General features: G+C 49.3%; 14 protein-coding genes. 12 read left to right on the top strand and 2 right to left on the bottom strand.

Annotation, left to right across the window (positions count from 1 at the left end):
• The first annotated feature begins 49 nt into the window (after positions 1-49).
• The 5 genes from J2Z65_RS28715 (at position 50) to J2Z65_RS28695 (ending at position 6,686) form a co-directional block, all read left to right on the top strand.
• Positions 50-736, top strand: a complete 687-nt coding sequence (locus J2Z65_RS28715) for a GntR family transcriptional regulator (RefSeq protein ID WP_167066918.1) — start codon at positions 50-52, stop codon at positions 734-736.
• 81 nt (positions 737-817) lie between these two features.
• Entirely contained in the window at positions 818-2,569 is a 1,752-nt protein-coding gene (locus J2Z65_RS28710) for a cache domain-containing sensor histidine kinase (protein WP_167066827.1), read from the top strand.
• Between the two features lie 93 nt (positions 2,570-2,662).
• Entirely contained in the window at positions 2,663-4,282 is a 1,620-nt protein-coding gene (locus tag J2Z65_RS28705) for a response regulator transcription factor (protein WP_167066825.1), read from the top strand.
• 38 nt (positions 4,283-4,320) lie between these two features.
• Positions 4,321-5,001, top strand: a complete 681-nt coding sequence (locus J2Z65_RS28700) for a GntR family transcriptional regulator (RefSeq protein ID WP_167066822.1) — start codon at positions 4,321-4,323, stop codon at positions 4,999-5,001.
• Positions 5,002-5,231: 230 nt separating this feature from the next.
• Positions 5,232-6,686 (top strand): serine hydrolase domain-containing protein, encoded by a 1,455-nt coding sequence (locus tag J2Z65_RS28695; protein WP_167066819.1) that lies wholly within the window; start codon positions 5,232-5,234, stop codon positions 6,684-6,686.
• A gap of 358 nt (positions 6,687-7,044) precedes the next feature.
• On the opposite strand, the gene J2Z65_RS28690 is transcribed toward J2Z65_RS28695, so the two are convergent.
• Positions 7,045-7,314, bottom strand: coding sequence for a helix-turn-helix transcriptional regulator (locus tag J2Z65_RS28690; protein ID WP_167066816.1), 270 nt, complete (start codon positions 7,312-7,314; stop codon positions 7,045-7,047).
• Between the two features lie 443 nt (positions 7,315-7,757).
• Positions 7,758-9,749, bottom strand: a complete 1,992-nt coding sequence (locus J2Z65_RS28685) for a beta-galactosidase (RefSeq protein WP_167066813.1) — start codon at positions 9,747-9,749, stop codon at positions 7,758-7,760.
• 260 nt (positions 9,750-10,009) lie between these two features.
• Here J2Z65_RS28685 and J2Z65_RS28680 point away from each other — a divergent pair, with 260 nt between their 5' ends.
• From J2Z65_RS28680 to J2Z65_RS28650, 7 genes are all read left to right on the top strand, one after another.
• Complete coding sequence (locus tag J2Z65_RS28680; RefSeq protein WP_167066915.1) at positions 10,010-10,981, top strand: ABC transporter permease; 972 nt, start codon at positions 10,010-10,012, stop codon at positions 10,979-10,981.
• 19 nt (positions 10,982-11,000) lie between these two features.
• Positions 11,001-11,885 carry a carbohydrate ABC transporter permease gene (locus J2Z65_RS28675; protein WP_167066810.1) on the top strand — a complete coding sequence of 295 codons (885 nt, stop codon included), beginning with the start codon at positions 11,001-11,003 and terminating at the stop codon, positions 11,883-11,885.
• A gap of 90 nt (positions 11,886-11,975) precedes the next feature.
• Complete coding sequence (locus J2Z65_RS28670) at positions 11,976-13,556, top strand: extracellular solute-binding protein (protein WP_167066807.1); 1,581 nt, start codon at positions 11,976-11,978, stop codon at positions 13,554-13,556.
• A 208-nt stretch (positions 13,557-13,764) separates the two neighbouring features.
• Positions 13,765-16,107: a helix-turn-helix domain-containing protein gene (locus J2Z65_RS28665; RefSeq protein WP_240160024.1), complete on the top strand. Its 2,343-nt coding sequence runs from the start codon at positions 13,765-13,767 to the stop codon at positions 16,105-16,107.
• A gap of 133 nt (positions 16,108-16,240) precedes the next feature.
• On the top strand, positions 16,241-18,838 hold the full coding sequence (locus tag J2Z65_RS28660) for an exo-rhamnogalacturonan lyase family protein (RefSeq protein WP_275691082.1): 2,598 nt from the start codon (positions 16,241-16,243) through the stop codon (positions 18,836-18,838).
• A gap of 13 nt (positions 18,839-18,851) precedes the next feature.
• Positions 18,852-19,649, top strand: coding sequence for a polysaccharide deacetylase family protein (locus tag J2Z65_RS28655; RefSeq protein ID WP_167066804.1), 798 nt, complete (start codon positions 18,852-18,854; stop codon positions 19,647-19,649).
• A 494-nt stretch (positions 19,650-20,143) separates the two neighbouring features.
• Positions 20,144-22,366 (top strand): glycoside hydrolase family 88/105 protein, encoded by a 2,223-nt coding sequence (locus J2Z65_RS28650; RefSeq protein ID WP_240160023.1) that lies wholly within the window; start codon positions 20,144-20,146, stop codon positions 22,364-22,366.
• Positions 22,367-22,443 lie beyond the last annotated feature (77 nt).

The raw sequence follows: 22,443 nt of genomic DNA, 5'->3' as shown, positions 1-22,443 counted from the left end.
GGTATACTAATCATATTAGAGGGCTCAGGAGGAGTGCTATACTGTGGACATGAAACTTCCCGTTTCTTCGCGTGATAACAAAGGTTTACTGATTCGGGATCACGTGTACAATACGCTGAAGAACAATATTATGGAGTTAAAGCTTGAACCGGGCCGTCTCATTTCGGAGAAGGAAGTTATCGAGATGCTTCAAGTAAGCAAAACTCCCATTCGAGAAGCATTGGTGCTGTTGGCCCAGGAGGATTTAATTGAAACCGTTCCTCAGAAGGGGACTTATATTTCACTGATTGATCTTAGTCTTGTGGAAGAAGCTAGATTTGTGCGTGAAACGATGGAAAGGGAAATTGTGCGAAGGGCTTGTCAAGATCTGAAAACCGAGCAGATCATGCAATTGCAGCATCTTCATTCCCTTCAGCAGTTATGCGTAGAAGAGAAAAACTATGAACGTTTTTTCGAATTGGATGAAGAGTTTCATAGGACCATTATTGTGGGCTGCGGTAAACCCCATACGTGGAGCATGCTGGAGCAGATGAATGTACATTACAACCGGGTTCGAATTCTGCGTCTTGCGGATGACGAAGACTGGAGGCTCATTCTGGAACAACATCAAGCGATTATTCAGGCCATTCGTGAGAAAGATCCGGATCGCGCCGAAAAGGTCATGGGTGAGCATTTAAGCAGAGTCCGTTATGAAAAAGAAGAGCTAAAGATCAAATATCCAACTTATTTTAAATAACATGATTACCTCGAAGACCTGTCGATCATCGGCAGGTCTTTGATTACGAATAAGTGATCTCCGAGGGAGGAAGGTCTGCAAATGATCAATCCGTTTAAAAAATATAGAATCGATCGTTTATTTTTTTACAGCTTTGCCACGTTAATTGTGATCGTGCTGACTTCTACGGTCTTGATAAGCTTTCGAATGTCATCGAACGAGCTGGCACAAACGACATCGCATTATCAACATAAACTTCTTGTGGAGCTGAATAAGGAAATCTCCTCCCGGCTTCAAACGATTGAACAGATTTCCCTATCGCTATCCCGTGACGAGCAGCTCATTTCTTACCTTAGAGTACAGAAGGACGAGTATCAGCGATATCAAGAATCTAGGAACGTGGCACAAACCTTGGCCAATGTCACGTACTCCATCCCCATGATCCAGGAAATTGATCTTTATATGGATCAGCCGGTATTCGGAGATTCCAAAAGTTACATTCAATTTATGGAGAGATCCCAAGCCTCTGGCCGGGTATGGTTCGATGCCTTGCAAGATAATGATACAACCTGGTCTAGCGAGCATATGATTCCCAGTTTCCAAGGGAATGTACCTGTTATGAGTTATGCAAGGAAAATTATCTATGATAACAAATATTTAGGCATACTAGTCATCCAAATCAAGGCCGAAAGCATTCGATCTACGTTGGCAGGTCAGTCAACGGAAGCTAACCGTCTTATACTGAGCGATACCGGCAAATTATTGTTACATACAGGGAATATTTCCAACCATGTGCAGTTATCTGAGTGGCTACAGCATAAAATAGACGATTCCGGATATACACGGATTAGAGGGGAAGCCGGATTAGAGGATAACCTGTTCGTGTATTCCAAGTCACCGAGTTCCCAGTGGACTTTGGTCGAGGTAACGCCTTGGGGGCAGATTTCGGCAGGTGGATATAAGCTTGCTGAAGCTGTAGGAATCATAGGAATAGTAGCCATTCTACTTACTCTGCTGCTTGCCCTGTGGCTTAGCAAGCAGTTTACGAAACCGATTAAATATTTAATCAGCATGATGTCAGCGTATTCGTTAGGCGGAAAGAAAATTACGGTTCCCATGGATTACGAAAATGAATTTGGATATTTGTTCTTGGGATATTCCAAACAGAACGAACGGATAGAGGAACTGTACGATTCGCTGCAGCGCCGCCATGAACAACAGCGCAAAGCGGAAATTGAGGCCTTACAGGCGAATATCAACCCTCATTTTTTATATAACACTTTAGATCAATTAAACTGGATGGCTATTACACGAGGACAGCATGAGATCAGCAGAATCATAGAACTAATGGGTCGAATGTTCCGCATAGGTCTTTCGAATGGAGAAAGCTTTGTGACATTGGCCGAGGAAGTGTTGCATGTAGAAAGCTATCTGGAGATTCAACAATTGCGTTGGAAAACCGGCCTTGCGTACACCATTACGTTAAGCAGCGACTTGAAGAAGTTGTTCCTCCCCAAACTGATCCTACAGCCTTTTGTAGAAAATTGCATCATCCATGGCTTTGCGGTTCGAAGTGAGGGACACATTCATATCAACATAGAAGTAAATGAAAATACGCTCAACATCGTGATTGAGGATGACGGTGTTGGATTACAGATGGGGCCCGACGCACCGCACCAACGCAATACAGGGGGGTACGGCGTTCGAAATGTAAAAGAGCGAATCAAGGTTTACTTTGGGAACAGATACGGAGTCGTATTGACACCGCGAATTACAGGAGGAACGCGCGTTCATATTACGCTGCCGGCACTGACATCACGTCCTGACCCGGCAGCAATGGGGAAAGAACAATGAATAAACGGAATGGATTTTATAATAATTTGTGCATTAGCCTCATTTAAGCGCTTAAGAGATCATGCTATCATTCGATTAGGAGGACGCCAAACTATGTGGAGAATCGCAATCATTGATGACGACCGCCAAGTACTTCAGGGCATGAGATGCGCTATTCCCTGGGAAGAGCTGAATGCAGAATGCGTCGGGGAAGCCCTGACCGGAGCAGATGGCTTAAGGATGGTAATGGAGGTTCAGCCGGATATCGTCATTACGGACATTTATATGCCAGTCATGAACGGTATCGATATGATTGAGCGGCTAAGAGAAAATGAATTTCGGGGTAAAATCATCATTTTAAGCGGATATTCCGATTTTGAGTTCGCAAGGCAAGCCTTAAGATTTCACGTAAGTGATTATGTGTCTAAGCCCATTTCCTTGCAAACGCTTAATTCTGTTCTTTCCAAAGTGATTCACGAACTTACAGAAGAGGAAGAACAGCGCATGAAGCAGGTTGATCTTGCGCAGAAGCTTTCCATGTACGAGCCCTTTGTCCAAAAGGAGTGGGTGCAATCCGCCGTTGCGGGCACACTTAGCGTGAACTGGAACGAGGCTATGCTGCCGCCGCAGTTTCGTGATTGGCACAATAAAACCCACATTGTCCTAGGGATCGAAATTGTACGTGATTTACGTGCAAGTGAAGTATTGTTGACCGATTGGAACTTATTCCGATTTGCAGTTAACAATATCGTTTCTGAGTTAGCGGGGGAGCAGTTTGAAGGGTTTGAATACACCAATCTGCCTAGTACACGCTCGGCGTTGCTGTTACATCTTGATACGGATGAAGAATACAGCGATTCGCTAGAGAAACTAAGTAAGCTCTCAACCCGAATCATAGAGTCGATCAGAGCACATTTGAAATTGACCGTTCGTGTTGGTATCGGAACCATTAAGTCGCATTGGACAGATATTCCCGATTCCACTGAAGAAGCATTCCGTGCCATGGACCTGAAGGAGCAGCGCCCCAACCCCATTTATGATGTGTTCATGTATAGCAGCGCAGTCAAAGGTGCGAAAGAATTGGCCAGAATCCGGCCGGTTAAATTTTATTCCGAGCTGGCTGGAGCGATTAAGGTATCTCAAGAGGTTAGGGCTTACGAAATTATCGCAGCGAATTTGGAAGTCATCGAACGGGATATGGAATCGACCACTCCTGATTATCTGCAGATGCTGGCGGGAGAGCTTTGGGGTATTTTTGCCTACTGCTTATACGAAGTGGGTATGGTGCTCGATGATATGTTCTCCAATGAGCAAGTTGTGATGGAAATGGCAGGAATTACAAAGACTGAGCATTTGGCCGAATGGCTTAAAGATAAAATATCGATCATTTGCACAAGCAGAGAATTCAAAGGGAACAGTAAACATCAGCAAGTCGTCGACTCCATGATTCAGTATATCCATGAACATTACATGGAGGATATTAATCTCATTGATTTTACAAGCAAAGTTTACATCTCCCGCAATTATTTAGCCATCATATTTAAAAATGCCACAGGTGAAACCTTTAACAACTATTTGACGCGAGTACGAATCGAGAAGGCTAAGGAGCTGCTCTTAGAACGTAATATGTTGGTTTATGAAGTGGCCAAAAGAGTTGGCTACAAGAATGTTCCTTACTTTAGCAACCTATTTAAGAAATATACCGGCATGAATCCAACCGACCTAGTGAAATGAATGAAAGCAATCTAATCTTTTCTTTAGGGGTGAATCCAATGTTTCTACAGACGAATGATTTAAGCGGTTCCGTTCGAGAGCAAGTTTATGAAGCACTGAAGGAAAACATGATTCAGTTGATTTGGAAACCAGGTATGCTGATCTCGGAAACGATGGCTGCAGAAATGATGAGCGTAAGCCGCAGAATCATCCGTGAAGCTTTTGCAAGGCTTTCCAGGGACAAATTAGTTGAAATTATTCCCCAGAAGGGCTGCTATATTACGAAAATCGATCTAGCGCATGCGGATGAAGCAGCTTTCATTCGGGAGCAGCTCGAAGCGGAAGTGATTCGGTTAGCCTGTATGCGGATGACAGCGGAACATACCGCGATGCTGCAGAGTCTGTTAGAACAACAGGAGCTAGCCGTCAAGGAAAAGCAATTCGACCAATTAGCAATGCTCGACGATCATTTCCATCAAATGATTTTTGCCGCGTGTAACATGGAACGTACCTGGACAGTACTGCAGCAGAAGTCTATGAACAGTAAACGAGTTCGTTTTTTGATGGAGCCATCCTTAGAAAACTGTGAGCTTATGTTGAGTGAGCACCGAGTGATTGTGCAGGCTATTCATAGCAAAGACCCCGATCAGGCCGTATGTGTATTAAGAAAGCATTTCAAATTACTTAGCTTCGATAAGCTTGGTTTGTTACATAAATATCCGAACTATTTTAAAGCGTAGATGGCAGGCGTTCACTCAAATGGGGGAACGCCAATTTATTGTGTTCGTTTAGAGGAGTTGTCATAGCTGAATAGAAGGGGTGCGCACTTTTATTACTTCTCTGCGAGCTCATCTTTGACTTCGAATGATTCTACTAGGATTCCCTTAATATGGATATGTGTTAAACTAAATTTGAAGGTGATTATCTAGCTGCTGATTGCGAGACTAAAGTTGGGATGGTGTGATATTTTATGAGTTTAAATGTGAAAAACGAGCTTGTTTTACCGCGAAGCAAACCGGAAGCGCAAGGGCTTTCCTCATCAGCCATTGTGGAGTTTCTGGAAGCCGTACGGACCAAGAATCTGGAACTTCACAGCTTCATGCTGCTCAGAAACGGCTTTGTCATTTCAGAAGGATGGTGGAGCCCTTATGAGGCTGAGCTGCCTCACTTGCTGTTCTCGCTGAGCAAAAGTTTTACGTCCACCGCGATCGGACTTGCCGTATCGGAAGGCATTCTCTCGCTGGACGATCAAGTCCTTTCGTTTTTTCCGGATGAGACGCCAAGCGAAGTGGCGCCGAATTTGTTCGCTATGCAAATTCGCCATTTGTTGATGATGGGTACAGGACACTCGCAAGATACGATGGATTCGTTGTGGAAGCAAGCAAACGGTAACTGGGTCGAAGCATTTTTACAGCAGCCGGTTAATTACGAGCCGGGAACTCATTTCGTATACAACAGCGGGGCGACTTATATGCTGTCCGCCATTTTAAACAAGGTAACGGGACAATCGCTGCTGGACTATTTGCAGCCTCGTCTGCTGAATCCACTCGGCATTACCGGTGCAACGTGGGAAATGTGCCCGCGTGGCATTCAAGTTGGCGGCTGGGGACTCAGCGTGACAACGGAAAGCATCGCCAAGTTTGGGCAGCTTTATTTGCAGCAAGGGATCTGGAACGGAGCACGTATCATTTCTGCGGACTGGGTGGCGGAAGCAACTTCGAAGCAAATTTCGAACGGCGACGGTGGTGAAAGTGATTGGGCGCAAGGGTATGGGTATCAATTCTGGAATTGCCGGCACGAGGCATACAGAGGCGATGGAGCCTTCGGCCAATTTTGCATCGTAATGCCGCAGCAAAATGCCGTCATGGCAATTACAGCAGGATTGAATGATATGCAGGCAGTGCTGAACACAGTGTGGACACACTTGCTGCCGGCTATGACTCCGTCCGCGCTGCCGCATTACGAGGAGTCTGCCGTCTTATTAGCAGAGAAATTGCAAGAGTTGCGTCTTGGTGCGCCGCAAGTAGCGGATTCCTCTCCAAGAGAAGCGGAGTTTACCGGGTCTTATCAACTTGAGGAAAATACGCTGTGTTGGGAAACGCTCACGATTGCTTTTGACGAAAGTGAAGCGAATATTAAGCTTCGGAACAACAAAGGAGACCATCATCTGAGGTGCGGCCGGGGGGCATGGGTGGAACAAGCGTCCCGACTCAATCAAGGCATGGAACAGCGAATAGCGGCCAGCTTCACCTGGAGCGATCCGGATACGTTGGAGCTGACGGTTCGATACATCGAGACGCCGTTTTGCCACACGGCCGTTTGCCGCTTGAACGGGACACAAATCACGCTCGAACTCAAATCGAACCTTTCCTTCGGACCGAGAGATTTGTCACCGATTAGAGGCAGGCTGCAGCTGGCACAATAGCATACATAACGGATAAAAACCACCTGATGCCCTGAGAAATCGAGCGGGATTGTGCGCTGAGTGAGGCTGTAAAATTATTTTGCAGCAAGCGTGTATAAATTGCTTTTTAATGGGCAATAATAACATTTATTGCGTGAATAACGGAAAAGAACGAGAACCTGTTTACCGGATAATGTTCGTTGTTAAAACTTGTATCCATAGTTGGAATTGAAAATTGAATGAAGTATTGCCTGCAGCATGGTGAAATTCGCCTTTCATGTAAAACGCAAGAAAAAATAAAATCCCTTCTAAGTAGACAGAGTTTACTTGGTGGGGATTTTTTCATGTGAGGATGCACTCGCGGGGGGCGTCCTCTTTTTTATGTTTTCATAAATTGCTTGGGCGTTTGGCCATAGGTTCGTTTAAAAATGCGAATAAAATAGCTGGTGTCCATACCTAACTGCTGCGCCACTTTTTCAATTGTGATACCAGGGTTTTCCTGAAAAAGCTGAACGGAACGGCGCATCCGAATCTGCTGAATATACTGCTGAGGCGTAACGCCATAGCTGCCTATGAATAGTCGGTGAAAATGCATAGAGCAGCATGTCATATATCCGTCGTGACGCTTCCCAATAGCCACTTTCTCCATTCAAGCTGATATGCTGCCATAAGGCCTCAAGCTTATTCCAAAGCTCATGAAACTGGGCTTTTTTCACTGGAGTGGGCTTCTGACGGACGAGGTGCTCCAAAATGGCATCGGCCGAAGTGCCGCTGAAAGCCACGAAACCCAGCTCCCATGGATCTTCGCCTTGATCAGGATAATATTCATGCGGTACGCTTGTGGCAGGATAAGCATAGTTCAGGGGGCTTAATAGAAAGCGGGAACTGTGGTCCGCTATTTTCTTATTTTTGGCCAAAAGAAAACGATTTAGGGGAAATAAGATCCTAGAGTTCCGTCTGAACCATGAAGCCGACAATTAGCTCAAATAGCGCCCTGTAGTTCCCTAACGTACTAGGGATACAGGAGACATACACGTACCAAAAGGGCTGTCCCAAGAGTAGAACTTGCTACTCTCGGGACAGCCCTTTGTGCTAGTGGTTAAAGCGAATCACTTTATGCGCATACCGGCCAAGCTCCAGCTTTCCGGGAGCAACATGTTCCTGCGTCACAGGATCGAAGCCCCCACGCGGAAGAGTGACGCTGCCCCCGGCGCCGTCCATGTTCACGACGACCCAGACGTCATGATCGACTCCCCTCCGAGGAGCAACGAGCGTGCCTTTCGTTACATCGGAGCGCACGTTTACACCGGCTTCATCCGCATAACGGAGGATAAGGCGATTCAGCAGACGCTCCCCGTCTTCGCCGGCGGGCAAGGAGCCCAGCATGACGATCTTGCCTTTGCCGTGCTGCTTCTCCGTGATGAAAGCAAGGCCAGGTGCCAGCCCGCCTTCCGCAAGGACACCGACTGCCGCAGCTTCCTTCGGCTCGAATACGGAGCTCCAGAGGGAGAGCGGAGCATTGACGCCAAAAGCGCTGCCCGCAGAACCGCTGCCTTCCATCGGGAATGTGTACACTGTTTCCACCCCCGCTAAGCGTTCGAGTACGCCAAGTGCGGCATCCGTGTGTACGGTGTGCTCCGCAGTCCGGCCGCCTGTAAACGGCCCGATCACCCAAACACCGCCTGCCTCGACGAGTTGTAAAGCTCGCTCGGTATAGTCGGAAGAGACATAAGGGAGGAACGGCGTAAACAGCAGCTTGTAGCCGTCGAGCGGAGCACCTTCCGGAACAACGTCGCGATGCAAGCCGGTGTTTAGCAGATGCCCGTAGAAATCCGTCATCAATCCGCGATGACTCAGCTTTCGGTGCGGTTCTGTCTTCAGAAACGCTTTGGCCCGATCCGAATAGGTGAGGGCGACCTCGGCCTGCACCGGTCTGGTAGACAGTATTGTTGCTTCGATTTCTTGACGAGCCTGCTCGACTTCCAACACATTGGGATAGCCGACCGTAGGCTTGCCCCACGCGCTGATGACCGATCCGTGCGGCTGCTCGCAGCCCGCACGCTGCTGCCGCCAGAGCCAGTAGCAGAATCCTTCCGCGCCCAAGGCATAAGCAGCTACCGCTTCCGCTTTCAGATAGCCGTTCGGATGCGGTTTCGCATAACTTTCCAATGAGGCCGCAAAGGAAGGACTGGTTTCCATGATCCAGTAATCCCGTCCGCGTTTGAAATTGCGCCAGAGATCATTGTTAATCAAGTAGCCAGGAATGTTATCGAACGTAGCGTACGTGTCGAAGGAAGCAAAGTCCAAATTGCGGAACAATCGTTCATTATCGACGTGGAATGCCACGCTGCTGTTATGAGTAATCGGCGCCTCGGAATAATTTCGGATAATTGCGGCTTGCTCGTCCGCAAATTGGGCGATTTTTTCCATCGAGAACAGCTGGTAGTTCGTCTTGAGGGAAGAATTGTGCAGAAAAGGCGCAGGACCGGGCTGCGGCACCTGATCGAAGCTGTGGTAGTACTCGCTCCAAATTTGCGTCCCCCAGGCATCATTGAGCTGTTCGATGGTACCGTAGCGCTCCTCCAGCCATTGCTGCCATTGGCTGCGGCATGTTTCACACAGGCACTCGGCGACATGCGCCTTGAATTCATTGTCGAGCTGCCAGCCGATGACGCCAGGCAATGGACCGATGGCTTGCGCGATATGCTCAGTTATGATGGCGGCTTTTTCCCTAAAGTAAGGATGGTTCGTGCAGGCATGCTGTCTGGAACCATGTCCCATCACCTGCAGCTGCTCATTTACATACATTCGCTCGGGATGGCCGTGCGTAAACCAGATAGGCGGCGTCGGGGTCGGCGTACACATGACGGTATCGATGCCCGCCTCGCTCAGCCAGCCAATGACTTTGACAAAAAAGCTAAGATCAATGTGTCCTTCCTGCGGCTCCATGTTCGACCAGGCGAACTCACCGATCCGAACAACGTTAATTCCCGTCTGCTGCATAAGCGCAATATCCTGTCGTAGAACGTCTTCCTCCCAAAGCTCGGGATACCATGCGGCTCCGTGGTAAAGCTTCTTGCCCATTCCATTCACCCTATTCATTTGAAGTATAAGTTCTACTATAAGCCGGAATCATCCCAATAAACAATCGTATTTTATTGAACAGTTTGCACTAGGCCATACAGGGGATTTCAACAGTTTTATCGCGTTTGCATTTTCTTGATTTGGTCTCAAACAGTATGTTGGAAAGGCTTACAAAAATGTCTGATTGGCGGAAAATAGTTAAGGCTGCATACTGGGTCTACACCGCTCGCGAGGCGATCAACTACTTGGAGGTGAAGGGAATGAAACGGGCGGCTGCACCTAATTCGATAGTCGCACAATCGGCTACACGTGACCAAGCGATACGCCGTTCCCATGTAGGGGGACGACTGCTGAAAGACAAATGGCTGTACTTGCTATTAGCTCCGGGATTGTTATATTTCATTATTTTCAAATATGTCCCGATGTGGGGCGTACTGCTTGCTTTTAAAAATTACCAGCCATTTCTAGGCTTTTGGAAAAGCGACTGGGTGGGGATGGATCACTTTCGTGTTTTTTTCACGAATCCTGAATTTTTCATGCTGCTTCGCAACACGCTCTTGCTCTCGTTCTACAACTTGTTGTTTTTCTTCCCGGCACCGATTGTTTTGGCACTGCTCTTAAATGAAGTCCGTCTGGCCTTTTTCAAAAGAACCATTCAAACACTGATCTATGTACCGCATTTTATTTCTTTAGTTATTGTGGCCAGTTTGACGTATGTGTTTCTTACAACACAAGGCGGGATTGTGAATGAGATGCTGCAGCAGCATACGGGCACCAAAATCGATTTTCTGGCTAATCCTCATTGGTTCCGACCGATGATTATCATTCAAACGATATGGAAGGAATGCGGATTTGGCACGATCATTTTCCTAGCGGCTCTGGCGGGTGTAGATGTTGAACAATATGAAGCTGCCATTATGGACGGCGCAAACCGCTTTCGGCAGATGTGGCATATTACGCTGCCTTCCATTCGGAGCACAATCATCATTCTCCTCATTCTGCGGATGGGGCAGGTCTTGGACAACGGTTTCGAGCAAATTTTCTTGATGCTCAATCCTTTGAACAGGGAGACAGCGGAAGTATTCGATACGTACGTCTATATGATGGGGATTACGCAAGGCGCGTTCAGTTACAGCACAGCGGTCGGCTTGTTTAAAGCGATTGTCGGCGTTATCCTCGTTCTCGGCACGAACTGGCTGGCGAAGCGCTTCGGCCAATCCGGAATTTATTAGGTGAAGGAGGAGAGGCACATTGTCTAAAAGGTACAAAAGCTTTGCAGGGACCCTATTCGATGTAAGCAATTATATTCTGCTCAGTATTATAGGTATCGTAGCCGTTCTACCCTTCATCTATGTGGTGGCCGGTTCGTTCGCTTCGGATACGGAGTTGACCCAAAGAGCGGTCTTCCTGATTCCCAAAACGTTTACTCTGTCGGCTTACGAGTTTATTTTTTCGACAGATACGATTTTGAAAAGTATTTGGGTTTCGCTTTACGTGACCATCGTCGGTACGATCGTCAATCTGTTTTTTACCGTAACGATGGCGTATGCCTTATCCAAAAAAGCGCTTATGGGCCGAAATACGGTATTAAATATGATCGTTTTCTCCATGCTCTTCGGCGGCGGTCTGATTCCAACTTATATCGTTGTTCGCGAGCTTCATATGCTCGATACCTATTGGGCTCTAATGATTCCAGGAGCAATCAGCGCTTTTAATCTGATTATCGTCAAAAATTTCTTTCAGGAGCTCCCGCAAGAGCTGGAGGAAGCGGCCAAGATTGACGGCTGTACGGAGATCGGGCTCCTCTGGCGCATAGTTCTCCCTCTATCCATGCCGGTGCTGGCCACATTCACGTTGTTTTATGCGGTTGGCCATTGGAACAACTTTTTCTCCGCTTTGCTGTATCTCAACGATCCGGCCAAATGGCCGCTTCAGGTCATGCTGAGACAAATCGTGCTGCTGTCGCAAATGGCGGCCGGCGATATGAGTTCAGTCGATCCGCAGTTCGTGAAACAGCAGGAGCAATCTATCAAAATGGCTGTTATCGTCGTCGGCACCATCCCCATTTTGCTCGTCTATCCGTTCCTGCAAAAGCATTTTGCCAAGGGGGTCCTTATTGGATCGGTCAAGGGTTAAACGGATAACGATAGCTAATCTTAACTGTTTCTCGGCAATTCAGCCTAGGCCATGCCGAGAGGCTGCCCATATTAAAGGAGGAGCGATCACATGAAAAAGAACTCAAAAAAATGGATTTCCGTTGCAGCAGTCAGTACGGTGGCTATGACAACAATTGTTGGCTGCAGCAGCGGAGGTAAGGAAGCGGCAACCACTCCTTCAACAGCATCATCTGCTCCCTCAGCAGCTACGCCTGCACAGCAGCAAGCACCGCTGGATCTGAATGTCATGCTTCCGATTTTCAAGACGAACTTCCCTAAGGACGATGGTCCGGTCGTGACGGAAATTGAGAAAAGGACGAATACGAATATCCACCTGGAATGGGTGCCGAACGCATCGTATCCGGATAAATTCAACATCACACTTGCTTCCGGCAAGCTTCCCAGTATCATCTATGTACCTGATGTGAAAAATCCGAGCTTCGTGAATGCGGCGAAATCCGGCGCGTTCTGGGAAGTAGGCAAGTATTTGAAGGACTTCCCGTCACTGAGTCAGGCGAACTCCGTTATCATGAACAACTCCTCTATCGATGGCAAAAACTATGGCGTTTACCGTGGACGCGCGCTTGGCAGAAACGGAATTAACTACCGTAAAGATTGGCTGGAAGCTGTGGGTATGCAGCCGCCCAAAACAATCGACGATTTCTACAACATACTGAAAGCGTTTAAGGAGAAAGATCCGGATAAAAACGGCAAAGATGACACCTACGGTATGGTGATGGTGAAATGGACCGGGCAATGGGCCAGCAGCTTCGACATTATTAAGCTTTGGTTCGGCGCTCCGAACAAATGGGGTGTCGTAGACGGCAAACTGATGCCGGAACATCAAACGCCGGAATATTTGGAAGCTTTGAAATTTATGAAAAAGCTATATGATGAAAAGTTGATCAATCAGGACTTTGCTGTATTTGACTCGGCGAAGTGGAACGATCCTGTTGTCAATAATCAAGCCGGCGTTATCATTGACGTGACTGACAATGCAGCACGTTTGGACGATAAAATTCACCAGACGCTCGCGAAGGAAGGCAAGGATAAGCCGGACATTCATTACATTGATAACATGATTGGCGTCACCGGCAAAGTCGGTCTCAAAGCACTTCCAACATCCGGTTTTGCAGGATTGCTCGCCATTCCGAAGTCGTCTGTGAAAACGGAAGACGATTTGAAGCGCGTGCTGAAATTCCTGGATCAAATGAACTCGCCGGAGCTCACCACAATAGCCGGTTATGGATTGGAAGGAAAGCACTACACGAAAGAAGGCGACGCCGTAGTGCCTAGCAAAGATACAGCGCTTCTGGAGTCTGAAGTTGAAGGCTTGAACCAAATGCTGCCTTTCATCCCAGAGGATCGCGGCTTGAAAGTGAAACAAACACCGCTTCGCCTGCAAACGACGAAAATTCAAAAAGAAGCGGAGCAGTTCATCGTGGCTAACCCTGCAGAGCCGTTTATCTCCCAAGTCTACTCGCAAAAAGGTCAGCAGCTGGACAACATTATCAATGATGCGCGCATCAAATTCATCGTCGGTCAAACGGACGAAGCAGGATTGAAAACGGCGTTTGAGACATGGAAAAAATCAGGTGGGGACGACCTGGTGAAAGAAATGAACGATCTTTACGCCGCAGTGAAGAAGTAATGAATTGAAAAGCTTAGGCTAGCAGCCGCATTCAGGCACTCAGGTTTCGCAACTGGCGGAACTTGGGTGCCTTCTTTCAGCTGTAAGAAGTCGGAAAAGTATGGGAAAAACTCTGATATTTAACTTCCGCCCTCTCTGTTTCCGATATATGCTCAAAGTTATAGCGTCATTTGCTTGAAGCTAAACTTACGAATGGGTTGGTGACAGCATGTTCTTAAGCACCGTAAAAGCAAGATTCGGTAAAATGCAAGACCGGACGGACGGCGGCAAAGGCCGCTTTTTTAGAAAAAGCCTGATCATGATTTTTATCGTCTCCGGCATCCCGGGACTCATTATGGGCGCACTGGTGTATTGGATCGCCGGCGGGCGCATCGAGAGTGAACTGCTGCAGCTGCATTACAAACAAATCGAGCAGCGTTCCCAAAATATAGACGATCAACTGGGCAACCTTGAGCTGCTGTTATCCCACTGGGCGTTTGACAATAAATTCGATTACAGCTTGAACGGGTTCGATTTCGTGAGAAACTTTGAAAGAACGCAAGATATTACAAGAACGCTCGTCGCGATGCAGGGATCCAATGCGCTGGTGAAGAAGGCGGAGCTGTATATCGGCGGTTCGAGCTCCGTTCTATTTAATCCGGAATATACCTTGCTGGATAACCAGACATTATCAGGCATGTACGATAAACTGATTCATGGCAAAAATATTACCTACTGGACACAGTGGGCCTTCGATGCCAGTCAGCCGAATACGAAGGATTTGACGCTTGTTCACCATATTCCAGGAGGCAGTTTGAATCCTTTCGGCGTACTCGTGTTTAGATTTGATAACGAGAAAATCGCGAACCTGCTGAAAACGATGACGCCGTATGATGAAGGCGAAACATTCGTGCTGCAAAATTCCGGAGAGCTTTATGTCTCTGCTAGCGGAAGCGCTTCCAATTCGCCGTTCGTCATGGCTTTACGGGAAAAAATCACGTCTTTGGGCTCCCCAAAAGGATCCTTCTTTATAGATTACAAAGGGAAGACCTACACGGTTTCCTATGGCAGCTTATCCAGAATTGCGGACGATTGGACGTATGTATCGGCATCTCCGATCACGAGCATCATTTCACCTGTGGTGTTTATTTCCAAGCTGATCATCACTGTAAGTCTGATCGCTCTGCTGCTTGCGGCCCTGCTCTCCTGGCTGGCGTCGCGGCGCATCTATTTGCCGGTCAAACGGCTCGTCACGCTGCTTGGCAGTCATACAACCTGGGCAGGTCGGGAAGACGAATTCACCTTGATCGAAAAGCAATGGCGAAACCTGCACGAGGAGAGCCTTGAGCTTAACACCAAGCTCGCGGAGCAGCTGCCGCATGTGAAAGACAGTTTTTTACACCAACTGCTGCAGGGCTACCTTAACGACTACTCGGAGGAAGATTTGCTGCGCAGGATGGAGCGGTTTAAATGGGAGGTAAGAAATCGGCATTTTACCGTGCTGTATGTTCAGTTAGTCGGCATGACGAGTATGGATGGGACGTTTCGCTATGGCGATGAGGGGCTTGTAACGTTCGCGGCTGTCAACATGATCAAAGAGCTGGCTTCCCAACATTTTGAGCAAGGTGATACGCTAAATTTCCACGATCTCACAGCAGGTCTCCTGCTCATCACGCCGGAACATCAATCGATCACGGAAGCGTTTGAAACGTTCAGCGAAGAATTGACACAGTACATTAACCGCATACTGAAAATGCGCGTCACGATCGCGATCAGCCGTCCGGTCTCGCATATTTCGGATGTTCCGCTTGCTTTTGACAGAGCCAAACAGGCCGTCAGCTACCGTAACTTTGAAAATGCGAACCAGATTATCGATATGGAGAAGGATCACCTCGAAGGTGATGAGGCATCGGAGCCCCAATATCCGTTTACGTTGGAGCGGGAGCTGATTCAGGCGCTTCGCACCGGCCGGGAAGACGAGGCGCACGACATGCTGGCGTCGTTCCTTGAGGCGCTTTCCTGCAAAGGAGCGAAAGAGATCGATGTGCAGCAAGGCATGCTGCATTTGCTCGGCAACGTCCAGCACGCCATTATGGTTTCCGGTATTAACCCAAACCGGCTGTTCAAAGGAGCGAATTTGTACGAGCAGCTCTCCCAAATTCGCGAGCCTCAGCGAATCCTGAGATGGTTTCAGGATAAAGTGATTGTTCCGTTCCAGAGTGAGCTGACAGGACGCTCTGATGCACAGGTCAAGCGCATCATCGAGCAAGCGATGATTTATTTACAGCAAAATTATATGAACGATATCTCTTTGGACAATTGTGCGGATCATACCGGCACCAATCCTTTTTTCCTCAGCAAGACGTTCAAACAGGTAACCGGGAAAAACTTTATCGACTACTTAACGGAGTTGCGTTTGGAGAAAGCCAAAGAACTCCTGCGCGAGTCCGAAATGAAGATCAGCGATGTCGCCGATCAAGTCGGCTATCAGCACAGTTATTTTAACCGGATTTTTAAAAAGCTCGAGGGCATGACGCCGACCCGTTATCGGGAACTCAGCCGAAGCTCATAAACGAGTAAACAATAATGTGATAATTCGGAAAAAAAGTGCTAATGTCCCGCTCTGCCCCGACAATAAAGTCTCATTGTAGGCAAGAGGTCACATTTCTACAATGAAGCTATTAGAGGAAGGGAGATGCATATACTTGGCAACGGAAACGAATGTAAAGCTGCGGTGGTTAACAAAAGACAAAATTGCGTCCATGCCGGTTGGCATGACTTGGGGAATACCATGGAAGGAAGGCGAGCTGCGCCGGGAGGAGTCATTGCTTCTAGCCGGAGCGAACGGCGGGGAGACAATCCCGCTGCAAAGCTGGCCAACGGCTTATTGGCCGGATGGCAGTGTCAAATGGTCTGCCCATGCGGCGGCAGTCCAAGATCGTTCCACTGCCAGCTTCACCATTGTCAAAGGAAATGGCCCTGTTCCGGACAGACGTGTCACCGTCCGTGAGACGGATGACACGATTACGCTGGATACGGGAGTTATGGTTTGCACGCTGGGCAAACAAGGCGCGCATTGGCTCCGCAGCATCGTCCGCCAAGGGGCGGAAGTGTGCAGCGGAGGAGAATTGATCTGCATAAAGGAAGCTCGTTCCGAGGTGTCCGGGACTCGGACGCTGATGGAAGAGCCGTTTGAGAGCCGTGTCCATCAGGCGATTGTAGAGCAGGACGGGCCTGTCCGCGCGGTGGTGAAACTCAGCGGCACACATCACGCGGTGAACGGTTCGCGGGAATGGCTGCCTTTTTCGCTGCGGCTGTATGTCTACGCAGGCTTGGAGTCGATTCGACTTGTGCATACGTTCCACTATGACGGCAACCCGAACGAGGATTATATCAAAGGGCTTGGCATCCGTTTCACCGTGCCGATGCGAGGCGCCCACTATAACAGGCATGTCCGTTTTGCCGGGGATAACGGGTATTTTAGCGAATCTCCGAAGACGCTGCATACACGGCGGACGAAGGGGAAGTACCGGGAGCTTTTTGAACGCCAGACACTAGGCGAGGCGGTAGCCTTTGATCCGCAGGATGACGCTTATTTCTTAAGCTTGCTGGATGATTCGGCAACGTGGGACAGCTTTAAATTGGTGCAGGATTCGTCCGACCATTACCGGATCTGGAAGCAGACCAAAGCGGCGTGCAGCTGGGTGAAGGTGACGGACGGACAGCGAGCAGGCGGGCTGAGCTACGTTGGCGGTGATGGCGGCGGCTTGGCTGCTGGCTTGCGGCATTTTTGGGAGAAGCACCCTTCTGGCTTTGACGTGCAGGGCATGGCAGAGGCGGAAGCCGCTATGACGGTGTGGCTGTGGTCGCCGGATTGCGCGCCGATGGATCTGCGCCATTACGATACCGAAACGCATGTGGAGTCTTCCTACGAGGGCGCAGAGGAACTTCGGGCTACGCCGTATGGCATTGCGAACACGAGTGAGATGACGCTGTGGAGCTTGGCCGCCACACCGGGGCCCGAGCTGCTGGAAAGCATGTGTGCGGAGACGCAAGATCCGTCTTTACTCGTTTGCGAACCGGAACATTATCATGCGGCTCGGGCCTTTGGCTATTGGAGCCTCCCGGATCGAAGCAGCATGGCTAAAGAAACGCTGGAGATGAGATTGGACGGCATCATCACGTTTTATCAGGACGAGGTGGAGCAGCGCAAATGGTACGGGTTCTGGGATTACGGCGATTATATGCATAGCTATGATCCGGTTAGGCACGTATGGAACTACGACCTCGGCGGATGCGCCTGGCAAAATACGGAGTTGGCGCCAAATATGTGGTTGTGGATCATGTTTCTGCGCTCAGGCCGGGGAGACATTTTCCGCATGGCGGAGGCGATGACCAGGCACACAAGCGAAGTCGATGTGTACCATTTCGGCGAATATGCCGGACTTGGCTCGCGGCATAATGTGGTTCACTGGGGCTGCGGCTGCAAAGAAGCACGTATCGCCATGGCGGGGCTGCACCGCTATTACTATTATTTGACCGCCGACGAACGGATAGGCGATATGATGGACGAAGTGAAGGATTCGGATTTCACGACGGTGAATTTGGATCCGATGCGTGCCTACTTTCCGAAGGACGAGCACCCGACCCATATTCGTGTGGGCCCGGACTGGGCGGCTTTCAGCTCCAACTGGATGACCCGTTGGGAGCGCTATGAAGACACAGCTTACCGGGACAAAATTTTAGTGGGAATTGAATGCATCAAAGGTGCGAACTACGGGTTGATCTCTGGCCCTACGTATGGCTACGACCCGAAAACCGGCGTCTTGACGCCGCTTGGCGATGACAACTGGGGACGCCACTTGGCGATTTGTATGGGCGGCCCGCAAGTCTGGTTTGAGCTCGCCGACATGCTGAAGGATCCGAAGTGGGAGGAAATGCTTGCCGATTTCGGCGTTTATTATAACAAGTCGCAGGAAGAGAAGGATTTGGTGACGAAAGGAGATATCAGCACCAAGCGCTTCGAGCACCCTGTTCTCAGTGCATCGATCGTTGCTTATGGCGCCCACTACAAGCAGGACAAAGAAACAGCGCGCACATGCTGGTCCATTCTTCTGGACAATCCATTTGCCCGTGTCGATCTGCAAGAGGAATCCTCGATTGTCACGCATGTGAATGAGCTCAAAGAGATCGATTGGATGAATACGAATGAGGCGGCGCAATGGTCGTTGAACACGATTATCGCTCTGGCGTTCATCCCGGATTCGATTCCGGAGGAACCCCGTGAGGCGCCGAAACGATAAGGAGGATCTATCCGTGAAAAGAGTTCTTATGTGCTTTCCCGAGGGTCGTCACAAAGCGCTGACCATGAGCTACGATGATGGCCGAAATGCCGACAAGCGGTTGGTGGACATTTTTAACCGCAACGGTGTGAAAGGTACTTTCCATATCAATTCAGGTTTGTTCGGCACGCCGGATCGAGTGACGGAGGAAGAGGTGCGTTCGCTTTATGCGGGTCATGAAGTTTCGGCTCATACGCTGACCCATCCGACGATTGCTAGGTGCCCTCAAGAACTTATCGTTCACGAAGTAATGGAAGACCGCAAGAACCTCGAACGAATTGTCGGCTATACCGTGCGCGGAATGTCCTATCCGAACGGCTCCTACAATCGCCGAATTAAGGAACTGCTGCCAAGTCTCGGAATTGAATACGCGAGAGTAGTGCCTAGCACGGGCAGCTTCGGCATGCCGGATGATTGGCATGAGTGGCAGCCTACCTGCCATCATAAACATGAACTGATGGCAAAAGCGGAAACGTTTGTCGAATTGCACAAGACCCAGTACCTATACCTGATGTACGTATGGGGGCACAGCTACGAGTTTGATCAGGACAACAATTGGGAGGTTATCGAGGATTTTTGTTCGTATGCAGGCGGCAGGTCCGATATATGGTATGCGACGAACATGGAGATTGTCGATTATACGAAAGCTTTTGAGCAGCTGAAATTTTCGGCAGCGATGGATTTCGTGTATAACCCGTCATTCCTCAGCGTTTGGTTGAGTGTTGACGGGCAGCCGGTCGAAGTGAAAAGCGGAGAGCAGAAGATGCTGTAAACATGTCACAAAAAAGAACTGACCCCGATTGGGTGGTTCTTTTTTGGCTTTGGGGCTTGCGAAATTTACCCTTCGTTCATGCGGTGACGGACATTTTCAAGATAGCGGGGGGAGGAGGGGGGAACTCCGGGGCGCTATTTTGCCCAAAACAGCCCTTTGCGCGATTGTGAGGAAACTATAGTCTGCTATTGAACCATTGTAGACAAATATTTGGCGACTTGGGTGAAATAAGACCCTGTCGTCTCCCTCCTGCCTGCGAATTTCTACATTTCGTCTACATAAAGGAACGGAGTTCCCATATTTATGGCGGGACATCCCTGCGCTGACGTTAGAGCCAGCAAGAAAGTGGCAATCCGGCAAAAAATGCATAGTCGCTTTTGAGCACAATTCAAAAAAGTCCGATTGTAGGCAGGTTGAATGTTGTTTACGCTGTTTGTGCAAGCGCTTTTGACGCTCAACCGACGGGCTACGATCTCAAGCTAATGGAGGAAGACATGGACATGAAATCATATTTTCACCCGAATGAGTCAATCGCTGGAAAAGCGAAATCGGATAAGCATATATTGGCGACCATTGCCGGCAGGTTTATCGGTGCCAATCCTAAGCATCCGCCAATTTATCGGATCTATTCGGACGAAGGTTTCCGGCGCGGGGCCGATTACCGTTACGAAATGGATCTGGCGCTGAGATGGCCTGAGCTGGAGGACGGACAGTTTGTCTATGTGTGGGGGAAACTGTGGTGCGACGGAGAGATCGAGCACCCGTTCAGTGTGAGTTGTTTTAGCCCCGTAAGCATCATGGTGAATGGGACGCAGCAATTTGCGTCGAATCTGAATGACGACGTATTCCCAGACCGGAGCAGCTACTTCCGTGCCAAGCTCAGCAAGGGCTGGAATCACATCGTTCTGGAATTCGTGAAAACCGCGACCGGCTGTGGCGGTAAGTTCGGAACGGGAAGCATAAAAGGTTTCCCGATGCACATTCTTGCCCCTACGGCGGATCGGGACGGTCAGGAGGGCTGGGTGTACAGCAGCCCGCAATCGGCAGCTTGGGAAATCATGCCTGGAGCCGAAGAGGAAAGAGGGGCAAGTGCAGCCGTTGCTGAGTGGTATCCGCAAATGAAATGGACACCACAGGAATTGAATGCAGGATGCTTCAACCGGATCTACGGAGAGCAGCAAGGAAAGATCGCTTATGCATGGACGAAGCTGGAAAACAGAAACCCGAGTGTGCAAACGGTCAGGATGATAGGTGAGTATCAAGGTCAGCTGACCGTTTACTTAAACGGTGCGCCGGTGTATGAGAAGCATCAGCAGCATTCCGCAGGTCCGCTGGACGTGACCCTTCCGATTCCGTTCGGCGTGCACGATCTCATAGTTCGTTCCGCTTGCGCGGGCGCGGCTTGGGGCTTCAGCTTGGAAATTGAGCACGTGAGCGGTGAATCAGCCGGTCCCGTGAGGCGAATTCAGCCTTACCCTGTTGAAGGACTGCGGGATGGTTGGCTGTATGCGGGGCCTTTTTCAGCTGACAACGCTCCGCTCCCATCGGCGATCACCCGCATGGATGCGGTGTTCGGCTCGGAAGGAGAGCGCACATTCTGGCGTGCCGATTTGCCGGGAGCCTGGGTCCGGCCCTATTTGGAGAATGCCGTTTACGGCAAATGGAACTATCCGCTTGGGGTGACGCTTTACGGCATCTTGCGAACGGGTTTAGAGCTCGAAGATCCGCACTACACGAATTATGCCGCCGATCATATCGAACAGTGCACTTCGTTGCACGCTTACAGCGTTTGGGACCAAGCGCAGTACGGATCGCCGGGCGTGAATCATCAGCTGACGCTGATCGACAGTCTGGATGATTGCGGATCATTCGGCGCAGCTATGCTGGAGGCTAACAAACTCCGTGCGCTTGCAGGCGCAGAGGCGGCAGCCGAACGCATTGCCCATTACATCTCGCGGGAACAGAGTCGCCTTGAGGAGGGGACTTTGTACCGGACGCGGGGGACGACCGATTTTATGAAGGACACGGTCTGGTGTGACGATTTATACATGAGCACGCCATTTCTCAGCAAATATTATGAGCTTACCGGCGACCTAGCGTATCTGAATGATGCGGCGAAGCAGTTTTTACAGTATAAAAAGCTGATGTTCATCCCCGAACAAGGCATTATGCATCATGTTTACGATTTTAAGTTCGGCAAAGGAAATGGCGTGCCTTGGGGACGGGGTAACGGCTGGGTGCTGTTTTCGTTAACAGAACTGCTGGCTGTAATGCCGGCGGAGCATTCAGAGCGACCGGCGCTCTTAGCCTTTTTCAGCGAGCTGTGCCAAGGTTACAGACGTTTACAAGGGATTCAGGGATTATGGCATCAAGTGCTGACAGATCCGGAATCATATGCGGAGGCTTCCTGCACCTCGATGTTCATCTACGCGTTCGCCAGAGGCGTCCGGTTCGGCTGGCTGGAAGAAGCAGCCCTGTATGTGGAGGCCGTGCTGAAGGGTTGGGACGGCTTGTCGCGCTATGCGATCGACAAACATGGCAATGTGTACGGCGTTTGCCGGGGCTCGGGCTATTCGTTTAATAGGCTGTATTATAAGGACCAGCTGTCGTGGCAGTTGAACGATACGCATGGTATCGGCATCGTGCTGTTGGCCGGCATTGAGGCGATGAAGCTGCGGAAGCATGTTTCGACATTGGGCGGACTTGAATCCAGATGATAAAATAGATTGAGATAAACCGGCAAACCATTGCGTTTGCTGGTTTTTTGCACTTTCTTTTTGGGATTTTGCTATTT

This window comes from Paenibacillus aceris (genome assembly GCF_017874035.1).
Lineage (GTDB): Bacteria > Bacillota > Bacilli > Paenibacillales > NBRC-103111 > Paenibacillus_E > Paenibacillus_E aceris.
The sequence above is the reverse complement of the archived record's forward strand: the minus strand, read 5'-3'. Positions and strand labels throughout refer to the sequence as shown.